The organism is Vibrio sp. 1-2 (7-a), from assembly GCF_013048515.1.
Taxonomy (GTDB): domain Bacteria; phylum Pseudomonadota; class Gammaproteobacteria; order Enterobacterales; family Vibrionaceae; genus Vibrio; species Vibrio diabolicus.
The window spans coordinates 762,155-785,781 of record NZ_VHSQ01000001.1 but is presented as its reverse complement, the minus strand read 5'-3'; the positions used below and the strand labels follow the sequence as shown (position 1 = coordinate 785,781).

The following is a 23,627-nucleotide window of genomic DNA, read 5'->3' as shown; positions in this document are numbered from 1 at the left end:
CAATAAACTTGCGTTAGCGTCTGTTGGCGGAAAAACGATATATGCCAAGTCTCGATTAAGCGTTACCTCGAGTTTGGTTCAGATTTTTGAGGTTGTTGGAGGTGACGTAAACGGCCTAGTACGTGAATCACAATAAGATAATGCTCAACATAAAAAACCCTGCCGATTTGACAGGGTTTTTAGTTTCTTAAGAGAGATAGTTCGTCTAACGCTTAGTCACGTAGAGACGCACCAAACTTCTCAGAAACGTGAGCAACGATAGCGTCAACCGCACCAGCTATATCTGCATCTTCAAGCGTACGCTCAACTGACTGTAGAGTCAGAGCGATTGCTAGGCTCTTCTTACCTTCTTCAACGCCTTTACCTACGTAAACGTCGAACAGCTTCGCATCTTTAAGGAACTCGCCACCTTGCTCTAAACAAGCATTAACGATGTCACCAGATGCTACCGCTTCGTCCACAACTACAGCGATATCACGACGGTTTGATGGGAATTTAGAAAGCTGAACCGCTTCTGGGATCACTTTACTGTTGATTGCAGACCATTCGATTTCGAATACGATAGTACGACCGTTTAGACCGAACTTACGCTCAAGCTCAGGGTGAACGGTACCGATCACGCCCACTTCTTTGCCATCTACGATGATTGCCGCAGATTGACCTGGGTGAAGTGCTGGGTTAGCTTTTTTGCTTTCAGGTGACAGTGCAGCGAAAGAGTACGCTTTTTCGTTCGCAGATAGCTCTAGAACTGCTTCTAGGTCGCCTTTAAGGTCGAAGAAATCAACAGTGTTAGTTTCGATATCCCAGTGCTCTTCACCACGAGTACCAGCAATAACACCTGCAAGCATAGGCTCTTGGCACATGCCGTTTTCTGCAGATTCACATGGGATGAAACGTAGGCCGTATTCGAATAGACGAACGCGTGGCTGTTGACGTTTCTGGTTGTGAACAACCGTGTTCAACAGCCCTTGGATAAGACCAAGACGCATTGCTGACATGTCTGCTGAAATTGGGTTTGGAAGCACTAGAGGCTCAACACCAGGTACAACTAGCTTTTGTTGCTCAGGCTCAACGAAGCTGTATGTAATTGCTTCGTGGTAACCACGGTCAACAAGAAGATCACGAACGCGTTTCAGTGGAAGATCCGCTTCAACGTGGTTGTGCATCTTAAGTGCTGCAGCTGGGTGTTGGTTAGGAATGTTGTCGTAACCGTAGATACGGCCAACTTCTTCAATCAGGTCTTGCTCGATAGCAATATCGAAACGCCATGTTGGCGCTACTGCCACCCAACCTTCTTCTGAAGCTTCAACAGTCAAACCTAGGCGCTCTAGGATTTCTACTACGTCAGCATCAGCAATGTGGTGACCTAGTAGGTTGTCTAGCTTCGTACGACGTAGAGCAACTTTGTTTGGCTTAGGTAGGTCTGCTTCAGACTCTACTGCAACAACAGGTGCTACTTCACCGCCACAAATTTCAACAAGAAGCTGAGTTGCACGCTCCATTGCGCTCACTTGCAGTGCGTAATCCACACCACGCTCGAAACGCATTGAAGAATCAGTGTGAAGACCGTAGCTACGAGCGCGACCACGGATGTGGTCAGGTGCAAAGAATGCACACTCTAGTAGAACGTCTTTAGTCTCGGTTGTTACACCAGACTCTTCACCACCAAAGATACCTGCGATTGCAAGTGCTTTGTTGTGGTCAGCTACAACTAACGTATCTGCGTTTAGTTCTGCTTCGCTGCCGTCAAGAAGTGTTAGCTTCTCACCTTGCTCAGCCATACGAACTACGATGCCGCCGTCGATCTTCGATAGATCGAATGCGTGCATTGGTTGACCTTGCTCTAGAAGCACGTAGTTAGTGATGTCTACTACAGGGTCGATAGAGCGAATACCACAACGACGCAGTTTCTCTTGCATCCATAGTGGCGTTTCAGCTTGAACGTTTACGTTCTTAACCACACGACCCAGGTAACGTGGACACGCTGCTGGCGCTTTCACTTCAATAGACACTTTATCGTCGATTGAAGGCGCAACTGCTTCTACTGATGGCTCAGTCACGTCAGCACGGTTTAGTACGCCAACTTCACGAGCTAAACCACGGATGCTGAAACAGTCAGCGCGGTTTGCTGTTAGATCTACGTCTACCGTTACGTCATCTAGACCTAGAAATTCACGGAAATCAGTACCGATTACTGCGTCTTCTGCTAGTTCCATGATGCCGTCTGACTCAACATCAATGCCTAGTTCAGTGAACGAACAAAGCATGCCGTGAGATGGCTGGCCACGTAGTTTCGCTTTTTTAATTTTGAAATCGCCTGGAAGAACAGCACCAACTGTTGCTACCGCTACTTTCAGACCTTGGCGACAGTTAGGTGCGCCACAAACGATGTCTAGAAGCTCTTCTTCGCCTACATCTACTTTAGTAACGCGAAGTTTGTCTGCGTCTGGGTGTTGACCACATTCAACAACGTGACCCACTTTAACGCCAGTGAAAGAACCCGCTACAGGAAGAACGTCGTCTACCTCTAGGCCGGCCATTGTAATTTGATGAGTGAGTTCGTCAGTAGTAACCGCTGGGTTTACCCACTCACGAAGCCATGATTCGCTGAATTTCATGTTGATGAACCCTCTGGATTACTTGAACTGTTTTAGGAAACGAAGATCGTTTTCGAAGAACGCACGTAGATCGTTCACGCCGTAACGAAGCATCGTTAGACGCTCAACACCCATACCGAATGCGAAACCAGAGTATTTTTCAGGATCGATGCCTACGCTACGTAGTACGTTCGGGTGAACCATACCGCAGCCTAGTACTTCTAACCATTTACCGTTTTTGCCTTTCACGTCTACTTCAGCTGAAGGTTCAGTGAATGGGAAGTAAGATGGACGGAAACGTACTTCTACTTCTTCTTCGAAGAAGTTACATAGGAAATCGTGCAGGATGCCTTTCAACTGTGCAAAATTTACGTTCTCATCAACCAGCATACCTTCCACTTGGTGGAACATTGGCGTATGCGTTTGGTCGTAGTCGTTACGGTATACACGGCCCGGAGCGATGAAACGGAATGGTGGTTTACCATTTTCCATCGTACGGATCTGTACGCCTGACGTATGAGTACGAAGCATCAAATCTGGGTTGAAGAAGAAAGTATCGTGATCAGTACGAGCAGGGTGATCAGCGGCAATATTTAGCGCATCAAAGTTGTGGAATGCATCTTCGATCTCTGGGCCAGCTTCGGTGTTAAAACCAAGTTCGCCAAAGAACTTCTCAATACGCTCTACAGTACGAGTTACTGGGTGTAAACCACCGTTCTCAATACGACGACCTGGTAGTGTTACGTCGATTGTTTCTGCTGCTAGTTTCGCTTCAAGCTCTGCACGTTGTAGTGCGTCTTTACGAGCTGCGATAGCTTGCTGAACGACGCCTTTCGCTTTGTTGATCTCTTGACCAGCTTCACGGCGTTCTTCTGGTGGTAGTTTGCCTAGGCTTTGAAGTTGAGCAGTTAGCTCACCTTTTTTACCCAGATACTGAACACGCACTTCATCAAGTGCGACTAGCGATTCGGCAGCTTCAATTGCAGTGCTCGCGCTAGCAATGATCTCTTCTAGATGTTGCATCGTTTCCTCATCTACCTGTTGGTAGTGTCCATAAGGGAGTGATTGGTTTTTTGATAGCTGTACATAGTAGCCAAACCGGGCACCAATGCCAAATTGAATTACGAAAAGAAGAGGTTATTGAATAAAAAGAGCACAAAAACGTCAAAAATGTCATCTTTCATTAATCTGCCGTTAAGTTGTGCCCTTTGTGTTTTAGAAATAGTATTGAATAGATAGCTCGATAAAATCGTCATCTCGGGCGAAATAGAGCAAATCGTTTGGCGTTTCATTTTGGAACAACCAAGCATCAATTTGCCACTTAAAGTTATTCGATATTCGGCTCGAGGCTTCTAACTTGGCATTGTAAACATCGGCGTTATCTAAATCCTTTGTGATTCCCGTCAACACTTCCGTTCCGTCCTCGTCGTTGAGCGCCCAACGAATGCCTGCAAACACATCATTTTGACCGATAGTTTGTGCGTTATTCCCACGACTGTCGTAGAGGTACTCACCAATCACACCCACATCCCAAACCGTGTCAAATGCGCCAACGAAGGTGTACTCAAATCCCGTCACAAGACCGACATGATTATCAGCACTATCTCGATAAACACTTTCCAGCTTCCATAACCAATCGCCAACGATTCCTTGTACATCGAGACCGACATGACTCATCAGAGCGTAGTAAGGCTTTAATTCCCCGTACTCAAAACGAAAGTAAGGATCCCGGTTTGTTCCATATAAATAGCTCAGGCCTACGTCCCAATCGCCAAGCATTTTCGAATATCGAAAAGCCACATCTACCTGCTTTTCTTCTCTGCTTGATTCATAGATAGCATCATCTGAGACAACAGGTTCGGTTCGCAAGCGCCCGTCAGTACCCGCAAACGTTCGTTCCCTAAAGTAAGGTAATAACATTGCATGGACAGTGCCCCAATCTTTGAATGAGGTAAAATGCAACATCGGCTGACCGAGTTTATCTTCACCATCGACGGCTTCAATGGCGTCTGTCTGGTTTACTACATCAACCAAATGGGCGGATTCCGTCACTCCCCAAAAGACCTTACTAATCCCAACTCGAAGCTCATAATCATCCCAATAAGTCAGATAAAGCGCCTCTCTTACGTCTCCATGACTTCGCTCATCGTCTAGGCTATCCAAACGATAGAAAGGTGTGAGGGTAAAGCTCGCATCACCATTTTGCATCTCCCAGTAAAATTCTGGCTGCAAAACCAATGACGTTTGCGCTTTGCTCTGACCCTGAGAGCCAGTTTCAAAAAACTGACGATGCTCAATATTGACTTGCCCTGCAAGCTCAACGGCGGCAAGAGGCATCGAGTAAAGAGAGGTTGCTGCGCTAAGCAACAACCCAACATTTGATCGGTTCATTTCTTCTCCACTACCTCACTCGCTTTAACACATTCTTATGAAAATCATTGTCTTCTAGCCCAGTGTTAAAGCGCATTTCACTTGTTGTTAGCTCAGTGCTTTTTCCTGTTTGATGGTTTGTCATCGCCATAGTGTGCGCTCGCCAATATTGGTTGAGGTACTGCTTGTAACCGGAAAAAGAAAGCGTTTTTAACAACGACCCTTTGCGATCGTAAAACTCAACTTTCAGTGGGCGGTAATGCGCTTTATCTAACCACACCGTTTGCTTGGTATAACCTGAGTTCTTATCGGTCGGAATTTGCTCTACGACGAAAACATCTTGCCCGTTTATGGTGTCATCTTTTAAGTAATTGAAACGATACTTTTCGATCTCAAAAGAACTGAGATCCTCATACGCAAATTCACTACCCATAAAAGGGCCTGATTTGTTACGCGAGGAAATACGTTTCACACGCTTCAGTGCTGGAAGGTAAAGCCACTGGTCATCGGCACCCACTGTATGAGAGTGGTTGAGAAACGCGGTGCCTTTCACATCTCTTGGTTCATCAAATATTGTGAGTCCTTTATCACCATCGTCCTCAACTTCGAGTGATTGGAGGCGCATTAAACGTGTGCTGCTTTCTCCTTGTGCGTTCCGCAGAATCATTTTCATAGTAGCAACAGAATCCCCCCACCCTTCATCACGGGCTTTGCGCTCTTGAGCAATTTCTAATCCTTTCGCTTCATCCGCTAACACCGCATGACTCATAAAAAGCGAGACAGAAAGTGCAGATACTTTTAAGGCATTTTTTAGTAAATTCATGTTCAATCCTTTGATTCGTTATGACTGAATAACAGCCGTGGTTTGAGAGTCAGTTGATTTAAGCTTGTTTCGGCGGTCCACCTCGTCGTAGACGCCTTTGTCAAACAACATCAGTAGAGTCGGTAGAAAGATGAAATCCACAACAAGAGCAATGAAGATAACAATGGCACTCAACTGCCCCATATCGGCATTTAAGCGGAAGCTCGACATCGCCAGAACGGAGAAACCAGCAACAAGCACGACAGTCGTAATCCAAAGCGCGCGCCCCACGGTGCGAAAAGCGTAACGAACCGCTTGTTCCGCGCTATGGCCATCTTTACGAGCGTGTTGGTATTTAGAGAGAAAATGAACGGCATCATCAACCACAACGCCAAGCGTCAACGTCACAACAACAGACAACCCCAAATTAATTTCACCAGAAACCAACGCCCAAATACCAAAACCAATAAGCGCAGGGGCGATATTCGGGACCAGGCTGATTAAACCGAGCTTGAACGAGCGTAAGGCAAAGATCAGTAATGCCGAAATTAAGACCAGAGTGATAGGCAAGGTTGACAGCATGCTAGCCATATTCGTTTCGCCAATATGCGCAAACATCAGTGATGGACTAGAAGCAACAACATCATACTGAGGCGCGTTTTCGTTAAACCATTGGTAAATACGATTTTCCAAATCAACAAGCTCGACGCTGCCCAAGTTCTCCACAGTGAGAACCATCTTGATTGACGACTTATCAACATTGATTTGGTTGTTCAAATCTAAGCCATACGGTAGTGACATTTCATAAAGCAGCAGATATTGAGCCGCTAATTCTCTGTCTTGAGGGAGCGAGTAATAAGCCTGATCATCTCCATGCATGTTCTTGTTTAGACGCTTATAAACATCGCTCAAGGTCGCAACATGGTCCGTTTCTGGCTGCAACCTTAGCCAGTCAGTAAATTTACCCACGGTATTGAGAAAATTAGGATCCGCAATACCCTGCGATTCGTTAGTTTTTATCGCGATACTGATGTTCGCCATGCCACTGATTCGCTCTTCCATAAAATCAGCCGCTCGACGAAATTCATTGCTATGACCAAAGTACTCGACGGATTCATCGTTGACTTTGTTCAGCGGAATCAAACTCGCACTCGCGACAATAACAAGCACCGACAACGGCAATAACGCATGTCGCTTTGACACCACGAAATCCCCTAAGTGATCCATAAAGTGCTTTCTTTCATCAGCAGTGTCTGACTTCACCCTAACAGGAAGGATATGAAGTAACGCCGGAAGTAATGTGATGGAAAGGAAACAAGCAATCATGACGCCAAGGGCTGATAGGTTGCCGAAATCTCTCAGGATTGGAGAATCCGACATATTCATCATTAAAAAGCCGATCGCGGTGGTAATGGAGGTAATCAGGATGGGCATGAAATTGAGCGCAATACTTCGTTCAATAGAATGGGCTTTACTAAAGCCGTTTTGCATAGACTGACGCATCGTCGCTATAATGTGTACACAGTCGGCGACGGCAAGCGTCATCACCAAGGTAGGCACATTAACTGTCGCCGTGCTTAAGAACATACCAGCCCATCCTGATAATCCCATTGTCACCATAACTGAGCCGATAATAACGATGAGTGTCGCGATGACGCTAAGCAATGAGCGCAACATGAGAGTCAGGAAAACCAATATCACTAGTAGCATGGTCGGCACTAGCGTCGCGCTGTCATCTTGAGCTGCGGTCATAAACGCGTAGTTCATTGCAATAATACCGGCTTTGTGGAACTCAGTGTCCGGGTACACTTGCTGATAACGCTCAATCATTCCGTTTATGTAGACAACCACTTCTTGTACTTCAGCGGTTTTATCGACCTCAGGGAGTTGGACCGTAATATTCACGACCGTGACATCCCCTTTTTCGGAAATCAGTGAACTTTTCAAAACCGGCTCACTCAACGCAATACTTTTGACTTTCTCGATTCGCTGAGGCGTCAATTCATATTCGCTATACAGTAAATCTTCGACAAGAAGATCATCTTCAAACGCTTCGGTATGCTGGTAGTTGGCAAGGGAATCAACACGAGTGGAGTATGGGACTTGCCACGCCTCGTCAGTGATCTGCTGAATAAGAGATAAGGTGTTAGGAGTAAAAACAGTGCCACTTTTTGGCGCTATGACCAAAGCAAGACTGTCAGATTTTGCAAAGGTAGTCTGAATTTCATCAAACGCAAGTAACTGCTCATTTGTTCCATCAAAAAAGATGTCGTAATCCCCTCTAAAGTAAAGATTTTTTCCTCCAATAGTTGCTATAACAATCAATAAAACGGTAGCAAGCACAACCAACACACTGTAATTCGTTGGTAGCTTTACCCAGCCGATTCGGGCTTGTTGTTGAACGTTGTGATGTGGCATCACACTCTCCTTTTGTGACGTTTCGTCAAATTTAAAAACTAAAAAACAGCGAATGCTGTGATAACCAGATAACTTCAACATATAAAAGTCAGATCGAATTTATTTGGTTATATAAGTTAGTTTTTGAGTAACTTCCTATACTTCTCGAGATCGGTAACTTGAGTACCAATCTCTAATTTTTTTGACGATTCGTCACAATGGTGTAATAAAAAAGCCAACTAAAATATTAGATGGCCTCTATAACGATTAGCGATTCACAGACTCTAAATAAGCAAGCTCTTCGCTGAACAATTCCTGTTCCACTCGACGCCACGTTTTACGGTAATCCCACTCTGTCGATAAAGGTGACCACCCTAAACCATCAAGTAACATATTCGCGTTATGCAGTACTGAGAATGGATCTTGAATTCGCTGAATACATCGACTGTTCGATGCATTTTGCGCTAGAGCGTTTGAACCGAAGGCAATAGACCAGTTAGCAAATACGATGGCATCAGAACCAATTGCGGGAGAGAACTTAAGGTCTCCACATTCCACCGCATTATTCACCAACGCATCAGCACCATCTATTACTTGTTCTTCTAAGTTGTTCAATTCATTCACACGCTTAGGCGAAGCTTTCTCTAGGACCCAAGGCGTCTTTGCAACAATCGCACAGGTTGATAGTACAGGCTCCATACGAGCGTAAATACGATAACCTACATGCATAGCAATGATTTTTTCTCTGGTATTGCCATTGAACTTAGCGGTACGTTCGAAAAATATTGCTTCGCTTCTCAGCGAGTGAATACAAAGCGCAAGAATCACATCTTCTTTGCTGCAAAAATGATTGTAGATCGTTCCCTTCGAGTAAGGGCTTGCCGCTGTGAGCTTGTCCATCGTTAAGTTGGCAAAGCCTTGCTCTTGAACCAGAGACTTAGCCAATTGAATAAGCTCTATTTCACGATCAGCAATCGCCTGTTGTTTTTTAGTTAGCCCTGAAGACGTACGACATCCGTCTTGCTTGCTATCTTTTTTACAGCGAAAGTTAAACATAATCCTTTGATCCGTATACCAACACACTCCCAATAATTGTAACACGATTCTTGAATACAGGAACGCCACTAAATTTGACGAACCGTCATAAATGACACTTCGTCATAATAGATCAAAAAACAAACATTGCAAGTGTGAATTTATAGCTAACCGAAAAATAAGTTTTAATTATATATAACCAAGTAACATCAAGATGCTTGGTTCAGCGAGAATGATTTGATTGTAAGGAAAGGCTAGAGTGGAGTGCGGGGACATAACCCCAAAAATCAGAACCTTAAAAATTGGACAACGAGTGATATTGAAATGATGTTATTCAAAAAAGCCCAAAACACTTAAAGTTTGGATTCAAAACAGCAACTGATAGATGCTCTATTTACAATAGTGTGCTCTGTCTTGGGCTTTTCTTTTACTGCTTCCTTTCAATATTAGAGCTGCAAAACTCAATAACATAGTGAGAAAGCGATTCTCTTTAAGTAAAAGACTGAATTTCTAAATCGAGAGGCTTGGTTTATCACCTGCAGATGCAATGGCATAACGAATATCGTCAATAAATCGCCCTTCTGTCTCGATAATTCCATCAGAGAATGTGACTGGTTGATGTGGCCCTGCAAGTAGAACAATATTAGTAAAATCAGAGACGTTGAAGTTCTCTGCCACAACATTTTGGGAATGAAAATCTATAACCGTTTTTGCGACTTGATCTTCCAATTGCAAAAGCTGCTCTTCGGTAATTTTCATGCGTGCCAAAGCCACACGAACGCATTTATCGTGGGTTGTTGTCTGTTCTTTTATGATTTCCGTATATTTATCATTGAGCTTGGAGTTTTCTGCATAGCTGTAATATAACGGCCCGTGCAACGTTATATTTTTATCTTCATCAACGTAAACAAGATCCAATAACTCCAAAGCTTTTAGGTAATCAGACATGCTCTGCTCAGACAAATCATACTTTTTCTTTAAAATGGAATATCCATCTTTGCCTCGCAGCATTCTCAATTCACGATAAAAATCGTAAAGATGGGGAAATTGAAAAAAGACTTCATCTTGCGTACGGCTAAAGTAATCCTCGTCTTCGCCTTGTAATTGATTTGCAAGCTTTTGTAGTTCATCTAACGTGCAATCAACAGCTCTACAATATTCAAGCAGTTTATCCAAAGCGAGATTTGTGCTTGTTAAGTGTCTCTTAAAAGTGGACAGCGGCATGCCCATTTTCTCAGATAGCTCTCGATATGTTAGCCCTTTTGTTTTAATCGCTTGGCGTAATGCGGCTAGCAAGTATTCGGGAGTCAGATCTCTCATCTACAATTCCTTTTGGCAATGTTACAGCTGTATAGTATTTGTAACAATTTAGAACCGCTTGGCAAGGTATAAGTTCATATTTTTATAAGAAAAACATGAATTAATATATCGAAATCAAAATTCACACGATAAATGGAAAATTTAATATGAATTCAATTTCATTATGAATATAAAATGATACACAAAACAAAAGTGAAGCAATTACTCTAAATTATTAGGATTAATTTTAATAGTAACGTAAAGTTAAGAATATAAGCCTATTCGCTCTGCGAAAATCTAGAATAATTAACCTAAAAAGAAAAAACGAAAAATGAATAAAAATTCACCATCCCTAGCAACGCTTTTCCTCGTATATTAGTCCGCCAGTTTCACTGCAGTACCAAATGCCAAAATTTCCGAAGAACCATCTACGATTGAGCTTGTGGTAAATCGAATCCCTACAATTGCATCGGCACCTTTAGATTCAGCGTCTGCTACCATGCGCTGTATAGCTATATCACGCGCGTCGGTCATCATTTCCGTGTAACCGCGAATTTCACCGCCAACAATGCTTTTGATACCCGCCATGAGGTCACGACCGATGTGTTTTGATTGAACAACATTACCAGTTACAACCCCTCTTATTTCAGAGATCTGCTTGCCCGGAATGCTTTCTGTCGTTGTGTAGATCATTTTTAGTCCCTTATAAACGTAAAATATATACCCAAGCCATTTTATTACCAACAGAGCAGTGATCACTAATCAAATCGGGAAGACTGATAGACAAGATTCTGAATGGCAAAACTGAAAAATATTTGGGTATATATTTTAGCAATAAAAAAGGAGAGCTAATGCTCTCCTTCTCTTAATCCTAAACTGCTAATTAAAGAGCAGCTTTCGCTTTTTCAACTAGAACTGCAAATGCAGCTTTGTCGAATACTGCGATGTCCGCAAGGATCTTACGGTCGATCTCGATAGATGCTTTCTTAAGACCGTTGATGAAACGGCTGTAAGATAGACCATTTTGACGAGATGCCGCATTGATACGTGCAATCCATAGTTGACGGAATTGACGTTTCTTAGCGCGACGGTCACGGTAAGCGTATTGACCAGCTTTAGTAACTGCTTGGAAAGCTACGCGGTAAACGCGTGAACGCGCACCGTAGTAACCTTTAGCTTGTTTTAGAACTTTCTTATGACGTGCACGAGCTTGTACACCACGTTTTACGCGAGGCATTATGCTTCTCCTAAACTAAACGATTGATAACTAAAAAGAATTAAGCGTATGGCAACATACGGATTACTGCAGCCACTTCACATTTTGGAAGGATTGCATTCGGACGTAGTTGACGCTTGTTCTTAGTAGTACGCTTAGTCAGGATGTGACGTTTTGTAGCGTGCTTGTACTTAATACCACCAGCAGTTTTCTTAAAACGCTTAGCAGCACCTTTGTTGGTTTTCATCTTAGGCATGATGAATAACTCCGCATTGAGTAGGTTTAATAAACAACGTAATTAGGGCGAACAAAACCCAGCCGTTATGCCTTTATCGAAAGGAAAGCGGCTAGGTTTTAATTACTTGATGAGCCGTTAATTACTTCTTTTTAGGGGCTAGCACCATGATCATCTGGCGACCTTCAATCTTCTTAGGGAAAGATTCAACCACAGCAAGTTCTGCAGTATCTTCCTTAAGACGATTTAGAACGTCAACACCGATGTCTTGGTGTGCCATCTCTCGGCCACGGAAGCGAATTGTTACCTTCACTTTGTTGCCTTCTTCAAGGAAACGCGTCAGGTTGCGTAGTTTTACCTGATAGTCTCCAATATCAGTTCCAGGACGGAATTTTACTTCCTTGATCTGGACCTGCTTTTGCTTCTTCTTCTGCTCTTTAGCAGTTTTGCTCTTCTCGAAGAGGAACTTACCATAGTCCATCACACGACAAACAGGTGGCTCGGCGTTAGGACTGATCTCAACGAGATCCATACCAGCTTCTTCAGCAGCTGCAATGGCTTCTTGAATCGATACAACACCAACTGATTCACCGTCAGCGCCTGTTAGTCGAACTTCACGAATACCACGAATTTCACCGTTGATACGGTGCGGGTTTTGTTTTACCGGCTGTTGGCCACGTCTTCCGCCTTTAATAGCTTATTCCTCCAGATTGAGCTTACGGCTAGAGATCTCGTCTTGGATGTATGCAATAAAATCATCCACTTTAAATTTACCAAGATCTTTACCTTTACGAGTACGTACTGCAATTTCGCCAGCTTCCATTTCTTGGTCACCAACAACAAGCATATACGGTACACGCTTCAAAGTATGTTCGCGGATTTTAAAGCCAATCTTCTCATTTCTCAAGTCCGCTTTAGCTCTAATTCCACTTTTTTGTAGTTTTTGTACTATTTCTTGAACATAACCTGACTGTTTATCAGTAATGTTCATAAGAACTGCTTGTTCTGGCGCCAACCAAGTTGGGAAGAAACCAGCATATTCTTCGATAAGGATACCAATGAAGCGCTCTAGTGAACCTAGAATCGCACGGTGAATCATTACCGGTACAAGACGTTCGTTATTTTCACCTACATAAGTAGCGCCTAGGCGACCTGGTAGGTTGAAGTCTAGCTGGACAGTACCACACTGCCAAGCGCGGTCTAGACAATCATATAGTGTGAACTCAATCTTAGGGCCGTAGAACGCACCCTCACCTTCTTGAATTTCGTATGGGATATCCATCGATTCAAGAGACTGCTTCAATGCTTCTTCAGATTGATCCCAGATTTCATCTGAACCTACACGTTTCTCTGGACGAGTAGACAGTTTCACTACGATGTTGTCGAAACCAAACGTTTGGTACGTATCGTACACCATCTTGATGCAGTTTGTTACTTCTTCTTGGATTTGGCTCTCAGTACAGAAAATGTGAGCATCATCCTGAGTAAAGCCACGTACACGCATAATGCCGTGTAGTGCACCAGATGGTTCGTTACGGTGACATGAGCCGAACTCTGCCATACGTAATGGTAGATCACGGTACGATTTTAGACCTTGGTTGAAGATCTGTACGTGACCTGGACAGTTCATTGGCTTAATCGCGTATTCACGGTTCTCAGAAGAAGTTGTAAACATTGCATCAGCGTATTTATCCCAGTGGCCAGAGCGTTCCCAAAGAACACGGTCCATCATTAGCGGACCTTTTACTTCTTGGTAACCGTACTCATCTAGCTTAGCGCGGATGAATACTTCTAGATCACGGAAGATAGACCAACCATTGTGATGCCAGAACACCATACCCGGTGCTTCTTGCTGCATGTGGAATAGGTCTAGTTGCTTACCAATCTTACGGTGGTCACGCTTCGCTGCTTCTTCTAGGCGAGTTAGATGTGCTTTCAGTGCTTTCTTGTCGTGGAAAGCCGTACCGTAGATACGTTGAAGCATTTTGTTGTCGCTGTTACCACGCCAGTAAGCACCTGCCACATTCAATAGAGTGAAGTGTTGACAGAAGCTCATGTTAGGAACGTGAGGACCACGACACATGTCGATGTATTCTTCATGGTGGTAAAGACCTGGACGATCATCACGAGATACGTTTTCGTCTAGGATTTCCACTTTGTATGGTTCGCCACGTGATTCAAACGTATCACGCGCTTCCTGCCAGCTTACTTTTTTCTTAACAACTTCGTACTTGGTTTTCGCTAGCTCTTTCATACGCTTTTCAATCTTTTCAAGATCTTCTTGCGTTAGAGACTCATCTAGATCGATATCGTAGTAGAAGCCGTTGTCGATGGTCGGACCAATCGCCATTTTAGCTTGTGGGTAAAGCTGCTTAAGAGCGTGACCAAGAAGGTGAGCACAAGAGTGACGAACGATTTCTAAACCGTCTACTTCATCTTTTACTGTGATGATTTCAAGGCTTGCGTCTTCTTCAATTAGGTCACACGCATCAACGCGGTTACCGTTTACACGACCAGCGATCGTTGCTTTTGCAAGACCAGGACCGATCGATTGCGCAACTTCCATAGTAGAAACTGGGTTGTCAAATTGACGCTGACTGCCGTCAGGAAGAGTAATAATAGGCATGCTATGTCCTTTACAGTGGTGTTGCACACCAAGCAACACATGTTATTCAAATTAGAAGCTATTTGTTGAAAATAGTTGAGAGTCAATAAAGGCCTCTCGGTAACACGAATACCGGACCGTTATCGAAAATGGGATTGTACCTAGCTCACATTTAGATTGCAAAGCGCGATTTTGTTTTATCATAAGAACTTAACCTCAGGCCCCGTCACGACAATCTGATGATTGTTCTTAAGGGCTCACATCATTTGTAAACGGAGTTACCCCCTCCCAATAGAACTTGAATACACAACTGGTATAATAGTTCCTGATACATATTAACCAACACAGGACCCAGCACACCTAGTTCCACCTCAAAGTGCAATTTAGGTATATAGTTGTTTTATTGAGTAGTTTGCATGTAGGTGTTCATCATGATCTATTTCAAATCGCGCTTTATGGGGCTTCTAAGCATTTCGATATGCTGTGTACCAGCCATGGCATCAGATGACCTGTATGGGCCGCTACGTTCTTACGCACAATCTCCGATGCAAGTGGTTAGCCATACCAATATACTGCGCTCAGGACATAGCCTTCCCTCTGACTTTGTCGAAACCTATGGCTCAGGAACCGTGGCTAGTGTTTGGGCTCATACTGATGAATACGCACTGGATTATTACCACAACCAAATCGAAATTGGCAGCAAGTGGCAAATCAATAGCCGTTGGCAATGGGAACTCAATTATCGGTGGGTTTTTGCCGCTGATAACCATTTAGATGGACTGACTAAAAGCTTCCATAACCTTTTCGGTATCGGACAGAATGGCCGAGACAAAGTAGACAGAGATCGTTTTTACATTTCAATGCCGCAATATGATGTGCTAGAAGATGATTTCGAAGGACAAACGCTTGCCAATAACTTATCTACTTATTTGCAATATCAAGTGTTTCAGAATGAACATCACGGCCTATCTATTGGTGGCAGCTTATATTTTAATGATGTTGCTCACGGGACTTTTCAAGGCAGTAATTTCGAGCAAGGTTTCCAAGTAAATTACAGTTATTTGAGTGACGCCCATGCATTTTACTCGATGGTTGGCATAACTTTTCGCTCAGATGATCGCGCCTTACTGGATCTACCCTATCGGCATAATACGATTGCCGTTGCAGCTGGGTACCGTTATGCGTTGGAAGATCACCACCACCTGATGTTTGAATACCATTGGTATCAAGGCTCAACAGAAGGACCCGCAGAGTTTGCTGATGCCTCTAATGAACTGGTATTAGGCTATCGATATCTAATGGAAAACTCCGCGCTTGAGTTTTTAGCCGTAGAGAACGCACGAAACATGGATAACAGTACCGATATCGCTTTCACAATAGGATATCGGTACATATTCTCATCAAGTTGATGAGAACTATAGATTTAGCGTTGGTGCAACCGCGGCAGCGACTTGAGCATCAGTTGCATTGATCGGCAACGTAAACGAGCGATATTGGTCACCAGCCAAGCTGAGCGAACGGTCAATCTCCGCCAAACAATGCATGACCTGCCCTTCCAGAATAAAAGAAAGCTCAATTTCTTTTGATGAGATAAAGCCGTTATTTCGGAACTCTAGCTCTTGATAAATTCCAGAGCGAGAAGCAAACGAGCCACCGCGCAAAAAGCCTTTTTCAACATCGGCTTTAACCATAGTGAAGCCAGCTTGCTCGATCGCTTGAATAACCCGAGATGCTACTGGTAGTGGTTTCACTTCAATATAGTCACGGTCACGCGGGTCAATCGCAAAATCAATATCTAACGTCGTTTCAACCCAAACATGGCATTGATTCTTAAGTGCGCTAACCGCCGTAATTGGCGTTTCATCATGCAGTTTTAACTCAAACGGAACCTGCTTCTCTTCATTAGGTTGAATCACAAAGGGGTCTACCGCCTTCAGCTGATCAATAGTGAACGTTTGGTAACTTACGCTATCATCCACTTCGACTTTCATCTCTGTGTTCAATTTAATCGTAATAGCATCAATTTGTTGTTCAACGTCTCCGCCTTTGATATGAACATGCCCTTTCAGCGTCGCTCCTTGAAACACGCTCATTTCGTCTAAAATCGTATCTACTTTTGCAGAACCGATCCCCAGTGATGCTTTCAATTTTTTAAACATGTTTTTCCTTTTTAGCGACTTTTCTTCTAATAATCGTTTGTTTACACAATTGTTTTATACTCTGCAAGCAATAGACCACAAGAAAATGTTCGAATTCCATCATCAATCCAAATAATACTCAGCAGCAAGAATTATTCAGCCCCACAATAGGATTGTTCTGTCACTAAGTGGTGCATTCGTCGAGAAATGTTTGCAATTTGTACCTAAATTAAGCAGTATTTGTATAGTCAAATAAAAGGGAATCATTATGTCTGCACCACTCTACATTCAAATCAAACAATTTATCCTCGATAAAATTGATTCCGGAGAGTGGATAGTCGGTCATCGTATCGCCACAGAGATTGAGCTTACCGAGCAATTTGGTGTCAGTAGAATGACAGTGAACAAAGCAATTCGGGACTTAGTTAATGAGGGCCGATTACAACGTCGTCCCCGCTTAGGTACGTTTGTGTGTGATCCTGGTGAAAAGTCAGAATCTCCTCTGTTAGACATTCGAAACATTGCCGAAGAAGTCAGCGACCGAGGGCGACAATATAGCAGTAAAGTGCTCAAACAAGTTGCCATAAAAGCAGATGACAGCATTGCGACAAAACTCGGCGTCATGCTTGGCACAACGGTGTTTTACAGTGAAATCATTCACTATGAAGACCAAACGCCTATTCAATTGGAACTCCGCTGGGTGAACAGCCAATATGCCCCGAGTTATTTAAATCAAGACTTCACACAAATCACTCCGAATCAATACCTGTCAGATAATTGCCCACTCAGCGCTATTGAACATACCGTAGAGGCAATTGTGCCTGACGGCCGTATTAAGCAAGACTTAAAAATGCAAGCCAATGAGCCTTGCCTTCTCTTGAATCGCAGAACGTGGAGCCAAGATAAGTTAGTCAGTACCGCCCTACTTTATCACCCTGGTAACAAATATAAGCTGAGCTCAAAAGTGCTCATTTAATGACAAGATTGGTCCTATAGATCTACGTTTGATCACATTTTAGCAACATCAATCTTGTCAGTGTTCTTATTTTGCTCTATTTATTTGTATATACATTTAATGATACAAATAAACACAGGGACACAAACATGGATTTGCTGATTGAAAACGCACGTCTGGTCACCATGCAACCGGGAGAGCGCGGTTATCTGCCAACGTCTCCTGCTCGTATTGGCATTCAATCTGGAAAAATCGTTGCGATCAGCACCTGTGCAATTGGTGAAGACGAACCGCAAACCGAGTCTCTGCTGTCTGCCCAACATTACGCTCAGAGTATCGACCTTCAAGGCAAGTTAGTTCTGCCAGGTTTGATCGACTGCCACACTCATCTTATTTATGCGGGCAATCGTGCCAACGAATTTGAAATGCGCTTAAACGGCGTACCATATCAAGAAATTTCCAAACAAGGCGGTGGGATACTTTCAACGGTGCATGCGACGCGTTCAGCAACCGAAGCGCAATTAGTTGAGTTAGCGTTGCCACGTTTAGACGGGCTACTCGCGAGCGGCGTCACTTCTGTCGAAGTGAAATCAGGCTACGGATTGACACTGAATGATGAAGTAAAAATGCTCCGTGCAGCCAAAATGCTTGAACAAGAGCGTAAAGTTAAAATCACCACTACACTTCTCGCCGCTCACGCCATTCCGCCAGAGTTCCAAGGCCGTGCAGATGATTATATTGAGCACATTTGTCAGGACATAATCCCTGTTGTCGCAAAGGAAGAATTAGCCACAAGTGTCGATGTTTTTTGTGAATCGATTGGTTTCAATCTTGAACAAACAGAAAAAGTGTTTGTAGCTGCAAAACGCCACGGCTTAAAGGTTAAAGGGCATACAGAGCAACTTTCGAATCTCGGTGGTACAGCCCTCACTGCGCAATACAACGGTCTGTCAGCGGATCACATCGAGTTTTTAGATGAGCAAGGTGTTAAAGCACTTGCTCGATCAAACACTGTCGCCACTCTATTGCCTGGCGCTTTTTATTTTCTAAGAGAAACTCAGTTACCACCGATTGAGTTGTTGAGAGAGCATAACGTGCCGATGGCAATTGCTACGGACGTCAACCCAGGTACATCACCGTTTTCTGATCTCACACTCATGCTGAATATGGCGTGCACACTATTTCGCCTTACACCGCAAGAAGCACTGCGTGGTGTAACGCAACATGCAGCCAAAGCTCTGGGTTATCAAAATTCACGTGGCGAAATCAAAGTAGGGTTTGATGCGGACTTCTCTATCTGGGATATCGAAAGCCCTGCAGATTTAAGCTATCAAGTCGGAGCAAAACGTCTGGTAGGTCGTATAGTAAATGGTGAATACATTTCACACGGAGGCCAATAATATGTCTCAATTCGACTTACACTCTCCCCTATTTCATTGGCAAGGCCGTCATGATGCCGAGGACGGCAAACTTGGTCAGCGAATTCATCACGTGGTTCAACGCCAGAAAGCAGATGAGTTGGGGGGCGTTGCGCATGGCGTCTCATTACTGGGTTTTGCTACCGACGCTGGCGTAGCCAGAAACAAAGGACGCATTGGTGCGAAAAAAGCGCCAGATTTAATCCGACGAGCACTAGCTAATTTAGCATGGCACCAAGACGTCCCACTATATGACTTAGGCACCGTGGTGTGCGAAGACGACTTACTGGAAGAGAACCAATCTCTATGTGCGGCAACCATTTCAAGCGCACTACCTCATACGCCAGTCATCGTGTTAGGTGGTGGGCATGAGATTGCGTGGGCCTCGTTTTCCGGCTTAGCGGAGTATTTTAAAGCGCACCATCCAGAAAAGAAGCCTAAAATCGGTATTATCAATTTCGATGCGCATTTCGATTTACGCGCATTCGAGAGCAGCATCGCCGACATCAAACCAAGCTCTGGCACCCCCTTCAACCAAATTCATCATTTTTGCCAACGTAACGATTGGGACTTTCATTACGCTTGCATTGGCGTAAGCCGCAGCAGCAACACTAAAGCGCTGTTTGAAAAAGCAGATGCGTTAAATGTTTGGTATGTAGAAGACAATCAGCTTTGCTACCTAAACCACAGTTATCACTTAACCCAGCTTCAACACTTTATTGACGACTGTGACTACCTCTATTTGACCATTGATCTGGATGTATTTCCTGCGGCAACCGCACCTGGGGTCAGCGCACCAGCAGCTCGGGGAGTTAGTTACGACACTATTGCCCCCTTTTTAGATCGAATTCTTCATTACAAAAATAAGCTCATGCTGGCTGATATCGCCGAATACAACCCTAATTATGACGTCGATAGTCAAACTGCACGCTTAGCTGCCCGTTTGTGTTGGGATATCGCCAACGCGATGGCGGAAAAGCAACACAAACCATAACGCATCCTAGATGCCACTTATTATTACGACCAAGCAAGTACTTGGTCATCACGAGAAACTAAAGGAGTCTGAAATGACACAGCGCCAGGGACAAGATCCACGACTTGATACAAGCAGAACAATTCGTGCACCTCACGGAGATAAACTGCGCGCAAAATCTTGGCTAACCGAAGCCCCTCTTCGTATGCTGATGAACAACCTCGATCCTGATGTTGCAGAACATCCACATTCGCTGGTTGTATATGGCGGCATTGGCCGTGCGGCACGAAACTGGGAATGTTACGACAAGATTGTTGAAGTACTTGAAAGACTCGAAGATGACCAAACGCTTTTAGTTCAATCAGGCAAGCCTGTTGGTGTTTTCCCTACCCATAAAAACGCCCCACGCGTGCTTATCGCAAACTCAAACCTCGTTCCTCATTGGGCAAACTGGGAACACTTCAACGAGCTCGATAAACAAGGCTTGATGATGTACGGCCAAATGACCGCTGGCAGCTGGATATACATTGGCTCACAAGGCATCGTCCAAGGCACATACGAAACATTCGTATCTGTTGCGAAAAAGCACTTTGACGGCGAAGCAAAAGGCCGATGGATTCTAACTGGCGGTCTTGGTGGTATGGGTGGTGCTCAGCCTCTAGCTGGTACGATGGCGGGCTTCTCCATGATTGCGGTAGAGTGTGATGAATCGCGTATCGATTACCGCCTACGTACAGGCTATGTCGATAAGAAAGCGACATCTTTAGATGAAGCGCTTGCTATCATCAAAGAATCAGACACACCAGTATCGGTTGGTCTACTAGGTAATGCAGCAGACGTTTTCTCTGAGTTGGTAGAACGTAATATCACGCCTGATGTAGTAACAGACCAAACATCTGCACACGACCCGCTCAATGGCTACTTACCACAAGGCTGGAGCATGTCTCACGCGGCAGAAATGCGTTTGCAAGATGAAGCAATGGTTGTTAAAGCAGCCAAAAAATCCATGGCAGTGCAAGTTCAAGCCATGTTAGAGCTACAAAATCGCGGCGCCGCAACACTCGACTACGGTAACAACATCCGCCAGATGGCCTTGGAAGAAGGCGTAGAAAGCGCATTTGATTTCCCTGGCTTTGTTCCAGCCTACATTCGCCCACTATTCTGCGAAGGTATCGGTCCTTTCCGTTGGGCTGCTCTCTCTGGCGATCCTGAGGACATTTATAAAACCGACCAAAAAGTAAAAGAGCTAATTCCAGATAATCCGCACTTACATAACTGGCTAGATATGGCTCGCGAGCGCATCCAGTTCCAAGGTTTACCTGCGCGTATTTGCTGGGTTGGTCTTAAAGATCGTGAGCGTCTTGGTCAAGCATTCAACGAAATGGTGAAAAATGGCGAACTTAAGGCGCCTGTTGTCATTGGTCGTGACCACTTAGACTCTGGCTCCGTTGCAAGCCCGAACCGAGAAACAGAAGGCATGATGGACGGTTCTGACGCCGTATCAGACTGGCCACTATTAAACGCACTACTCAATACGGCGGGCGGCGCAACTTGGGTTTCACTGCACCACGGTGGTGGCGTAGGTATGGGCTTCTCGCAACACTCAGGTATGGTTATCTGCTGTGACGGCAGTGAAGATGCCTCAAAACGTATTGCCCGCGTGCTGCATAACGACCCAGCAACAGGCGTGATGCGTCATGCTGATGCGGGATACGATATTGCTAAACAATGTGCAGCAGAGCAAGGGCTAGATTTGCCAATGCTCAACGAAGAACTGAAGAAGCTCAAGTAAGGATGAAAGAGATGTTAAATTTAACGCTAAAGCCAGGTCATATTAGCTTAAACGAACTACGCCAAGTGAGCCGCTCACCAGTCAACCTTACTTTGGATCCTGAAGCCATTCCGGCCATTGAAGAAAGCACGCAAGTCGTGGAGCGTGTCATCGCGGAAGATAGAACGGTTTACGGAATTAACACTGGTTTTGGTCTATTGGCTAACACACGAATAGCACCAGAAGATTTAGAAACTCTGCAACGCAGTATCGTTCTTTCTCATGCGGCAGGTATCGGTGAGTTTATGTCAGACGAAACGGTTCGTCTGATGATGGTATTGAAAATCAATAGTCTGTCTCGTGGTTTTTCTGGTATTCGCCTAAAAGTCATTAATATGCTGACCGACCTAGTTAACGCACAAGTTTACCCTTGTGTACCTAAAAAGGGCTCTGTTGGCGCATCAGGTGACTTAGCTCCTCTGGCCCACATGAGCACAGTATTACTAGGTGAAGGACAAGCTCGTCACAACGGTAATATCATTTCTGGGCAAGAAGCGTTAAAAATCGCAGGTCTAGAACCCATAACTCTGGCGCCGAAAGAAGGTTTAGCGCTGCTAAATGGTACCCAGGCATCAACAGCGTTCGCATTAGAAGGTCTGTTTATCGCGGAAGATCTTTTCGCTTCGGCTACAGTATGTGGGGCAATGTCTGTCGAAGCCGCTCTCGGCAGCCGACGTCCATTCGATCCGCGCATTCACCGTGTACGTGGTCATCGCAGCCAAATGGACGCTGCACTGGCCTATCGTCATCTATTGGATACATCAAGTGACATTGGTGATTCGCATACTAACTGTGAAAAAGTGCAAGACCCGTATTCGTTGCGCTGTCAGCCTCAAGTAATGGGGGCGTGTTTGCAGCAAATCCGCAACGCTGCAGAAGTATTGCAAGTAGAAGCGAACTCCGTATCAGATAACCCGTTGGTGTTTGCTGAAGATGACGACATCATCTCTGGCGGTAACTTCCACGCTGAGCCTGTTGCAATGGCAGCTGACAACCTAGCACTTGCGATTGCTGAGATCGGCAGCCTGTCTGAACGTCGTATGGCATTGCTTATCGATAGCGCATTATCAAAATTACCACCGTTCTTAGTTGATAATGGCGGTGTGAACTCTGGTTTCATGATTGCCCAGGTCACCTCTGCTGCGCTAGCAAGCGAAAACAAAACGCTCGCTCACCCAGCGTCAGTAGACAGCTTGCCAACATCAGCAAACCAAGAAGATCACGTGTCAATGGCAACATTCGCGGCTCGCAGATTGAAAGAAATGGGCGAAAACACTCGCGGTATTCTAGCGGTCGAATACCTCTCAGCAGCACAAGGCCTAGACTTTAGAGCACCAAACAAGTCCTCTGAGCGTATCGAGATTGCCAAACAAATGTTGCGTGAAAAAGTATCGTTCTACGATAAAGATCGCTACTTTGCGCCGGACATTGAACAGGCGAATACTCTGCTTAAGCTGGCTATCCACAACACGCTCATGCCAGAGAGTCTGTTACCAAGTATTCAGTAATCCAGCATTACCAGCACTTAATCTAAAAACCGGATGATAATTTGAAGGCTCCACGTTTCGCGTGGAGCTTTTTTATCTCCTCATTAAACGTATTCCCAGCGATCTTTATGAACACTTGCATATTGTTATTGCTATACTTTTAAAAATAGCCGACGTAATAAAGTCGCTGTTTATTGCTTTCACAAATAAAAGCGTTGCTAAAGTATGCGTTTTTAACGATTTATCCGCCGAAATAGTGTCTTATTGTT

19 protein-coding genes are annotated in these 23,627 nt (G+C 44.4%); 6 read left to right on the top strand and 13 right to left on the bottom strand.

Features of this window, described 5'->3' with window-relative positions:
* Positions 1-212: 212 nt before the first annotated feature.
* The 12 genes from pheT to thrS all read right to left on the bottom strand — a co-directional run bounded on the left by pheT (position 213) and on the right by thrS (position 14,577).
* Positions 213-2,618, bottom strand: a complete 2,406-nt coding sequence (pheT, locus tag FKN08_RS03515; protein ID WP_170891356.1) for a phenylalanine--tRNA ligase subunit beta — start codon at positions 2,616-2,618, stop codon at positions 213-215.
* A gap of 18 nt (positions 2,619-2,636) precedes the next feature.
* Positions 2,637-3,620, bottom strand: a complete 984-nt coding sequence (pheS, locus tag FKN08_RS03510; RefSeq protein ID WP_005385470.1) for a phenylalanine--tRNA ligase subunit alpha — start codon at positions 3,618-3,620, stop codon at positions 2,637-2,639.
* A 192-nt stretch (positions 3,621-3,812) separates the two neighbouring features.
* On the bottom strand, positions 3,813-4,988 hold the full coding sequence (locus tag FKN08_RS03505; protein WP_170891355.1) for a hypothetical protein: 1,176 nt from the start codon (positions 4,986-4,988) through the stop codon (positions 3,813-3,815).
* A 10-nt stretch (positions 4,989-4,998) separates the two neighbouring features.
* Positions 4,999-5,790 (bottom strand): outer membrane lipoprotein-sorting protein, encoded by a 792-nt coding sequence (locus FKN08_RS03500; RefSeq protein WP_170891354.1) that lies wholly within the window; start codon positions 5,788-5,790, stop codon positions 4,999-5,001.
* A gap of 18 nt (positions 5,791-5,808) precedes the next feature.
* Positions 5,809-8,187 carry an MMPL family transporter gene (locus FKN08_RS03495; protein WP_170891353.1) on the bottom strand — a complete coding sequence of 793 codons (2,379 nt, stop codon included), beginning with the start codon at positions 8,185-8,187 and terminating at the stop codon, positions 5,809-5,811.
* A gap of 246 nt (positions 8,188-8,433) precedes the next feature.
* Complete coding sequence (locus FKN08_RS03490) at positions 8,434-9,222, bottom strand: TetR/AcrR family transcriptional regulator (RefSeq protein ID WP_005395898.1); 789 nt, start codon at positions 9,220-9,222, stop codon at positions 8,434-8,436.
* Positions 9,223-9,711: 489 nt separating this feature from the next.
* Positions 9,712-10,521, bottom strand: a complete 810-nt coding sequence (locus FKN08_RS03485; protein WP_046874836.1) for a helix-turn-helix domain-containing protein — start codon at positions 10,519-10,521, stop codon at positions 9,712-9,714.
* Between the two features lie 354 nt (positions 10,522-10,875).
* Positions 10,876-11,193, bottom strand: a complete 318-nt coding sequence (locus FKN08_RS03480; RefSeq protein ID WP_005377919.1) for a heavy metal-binding domain-containing protein — start codon at positions 11,191-11,193, stop codon at positions 10,876-10,878.
* A 190-nt stretch (positions 11,194-11,383) separates the two neighbouring features.
* A complete protein-coding gene (rplT, locus tag FKN08_RS03475) occupies positions 11,384-11,737 on the bottom strand; it encodes a 50S ribosomal protein L20 (RefSeq protein ID WP_004727974.1) in 354 nt (117 codons plus the stop codon).
* Positions 11,738-11,777: 40 nt separating this feature from the next.
* Positions 11,778-11,972 carry a 50S ribosomal protein L35 gene (gene rpmI / locus FKN08_RS03470; RefSeq protein ID WP_005377932.1) on the bottom strand — a complete coding sequence of 65 codons (195 nt, stop codon included), beginning with the start codon at positions 11,970-11,972 and terminating at the stop codon, positions 11,778-11,780.
* 121 nt (positions 11,973-12,093) lie between these two features.
* On the bottom strand, positions 12,094-12,645 hold the full coding sequence (gene infC, locus FKN08_RS03465; protein ID WP_074191168.1) for a translation initiation factor IF-3: 552 nt from the start codon (positions 12,643-12,645) through the stop codon (positions 12,094-12,096).
* Between the two features lie 3 nt (positions 12,646-12,648).
* Complete coding sequence (gene thrS, locus FKN08_RS03460; protein ID WP_005395892.1) at positions 12,649-14,577, bottom strand: threonine--tRNA ligase; 1,929 nt, start codon at positions 14,575-14,577, stop codon at positions 12,649-12,651.
* A 410-nt stretch (positions 14,578-14,987) separates the two neighbouring features.
* Here thrS and FKN08_RS03455 point away from each other — a divergent pair, with 410 nt between their 5' ends.
* The gene (locus FKN08_RS03455; protein WP_006743321.1) at positions 14,988-15,965 is read left to right on the top strand and encodes a DUF3187 family protein; all 978 of its coding nucleotides are present in this window, start codon (positions 14,988-14,990) and stop codon (positions 15,963-15,965) included.
* Between the two features lie 6 nt (positions 15,966-15,971).
* Here FKN08_RS03455 and FKN08_RS03450 read toward each other — a convergent pair whose 3' ends face one another.
* Positions 15,972-16,715 carry a sporulation protein gene (locus FKN08_RS03450; protein ID WP_005385491.1) on the bottom strand — a complete coding sequence of 248 codons (744 nt, stop codon included), beginning with the start codon at positions 16,713-16,715 and terminating at the stop codon, positions 15,972-15,974.
* Positions 16,716-16,962: 247 nt separating this feature from the next.
* Here FKN08_RS03450 and hutC point away from each other — a divergent pair, with 247 nt between their 5' ends.
* The 5 genes from hutC to hutH all read left to right on the top strand — a co-directional run bounded on the left by hutC (position 16,963) and on the right by hutH (position 23,379).
* Positions 16,963-17,670, top strand: coding sequence for a histidine utilization repressor (gene hutC, locus FKN08_RS03445; protein WP_005395889.1), 708 nt, complete (start codon positions 16,963-16,965; stop codon positions 17,668-17,670).
* 128 nt (positions 17,671-17,798) lie between these two features.
* Positions 17,799-19,049: an imidazolonepropionase gene (gene hutI / locus FKN08_RS03440; RefSeq protein WP_005395887.1), complete on the top strand. Its 1,251-nt coding sequence runs from the start codon at positions 17,799-17,801 to the stop codon at positions 19,047-19,049.
* A gap of 1 nt (position 19,050) precedes the next feature.
* Entirely contained in the window at positions 19,051-20,061 is a 1,011-nt protein-coding gene (gene hutG / locus FKN08_RS03435; protein WP_005395886.1) for a formimidoylglutamase, read from the top strand.
* Between the two features lie 73 nt (positions 20,062-20,134).
* On the top strand, positions 20,135-21,832 hold the full coding sequence (gene hutU / locus FKN08_RS03430; RefSeq protein ID WP_170891352.1) for a urocanate hydratase: 1,698 nt from the start codon (positions 20,135-20,137) through the stop codon (positions 21,830-21,832).
* Positions 21,833-21,843: 11 nt separating this feature from the next.
* Entirely contained in the window at positions 21,844-23,379 is a 1,536-nt protein-coding gene (gene hutH / locus FKN08_RS03425; protein ID WP_170891351.1) for a histidine ammonia-lyase, read from the top strand.
* Positions 23,380-23,627 lie beyond the last annotated feature (248 nt).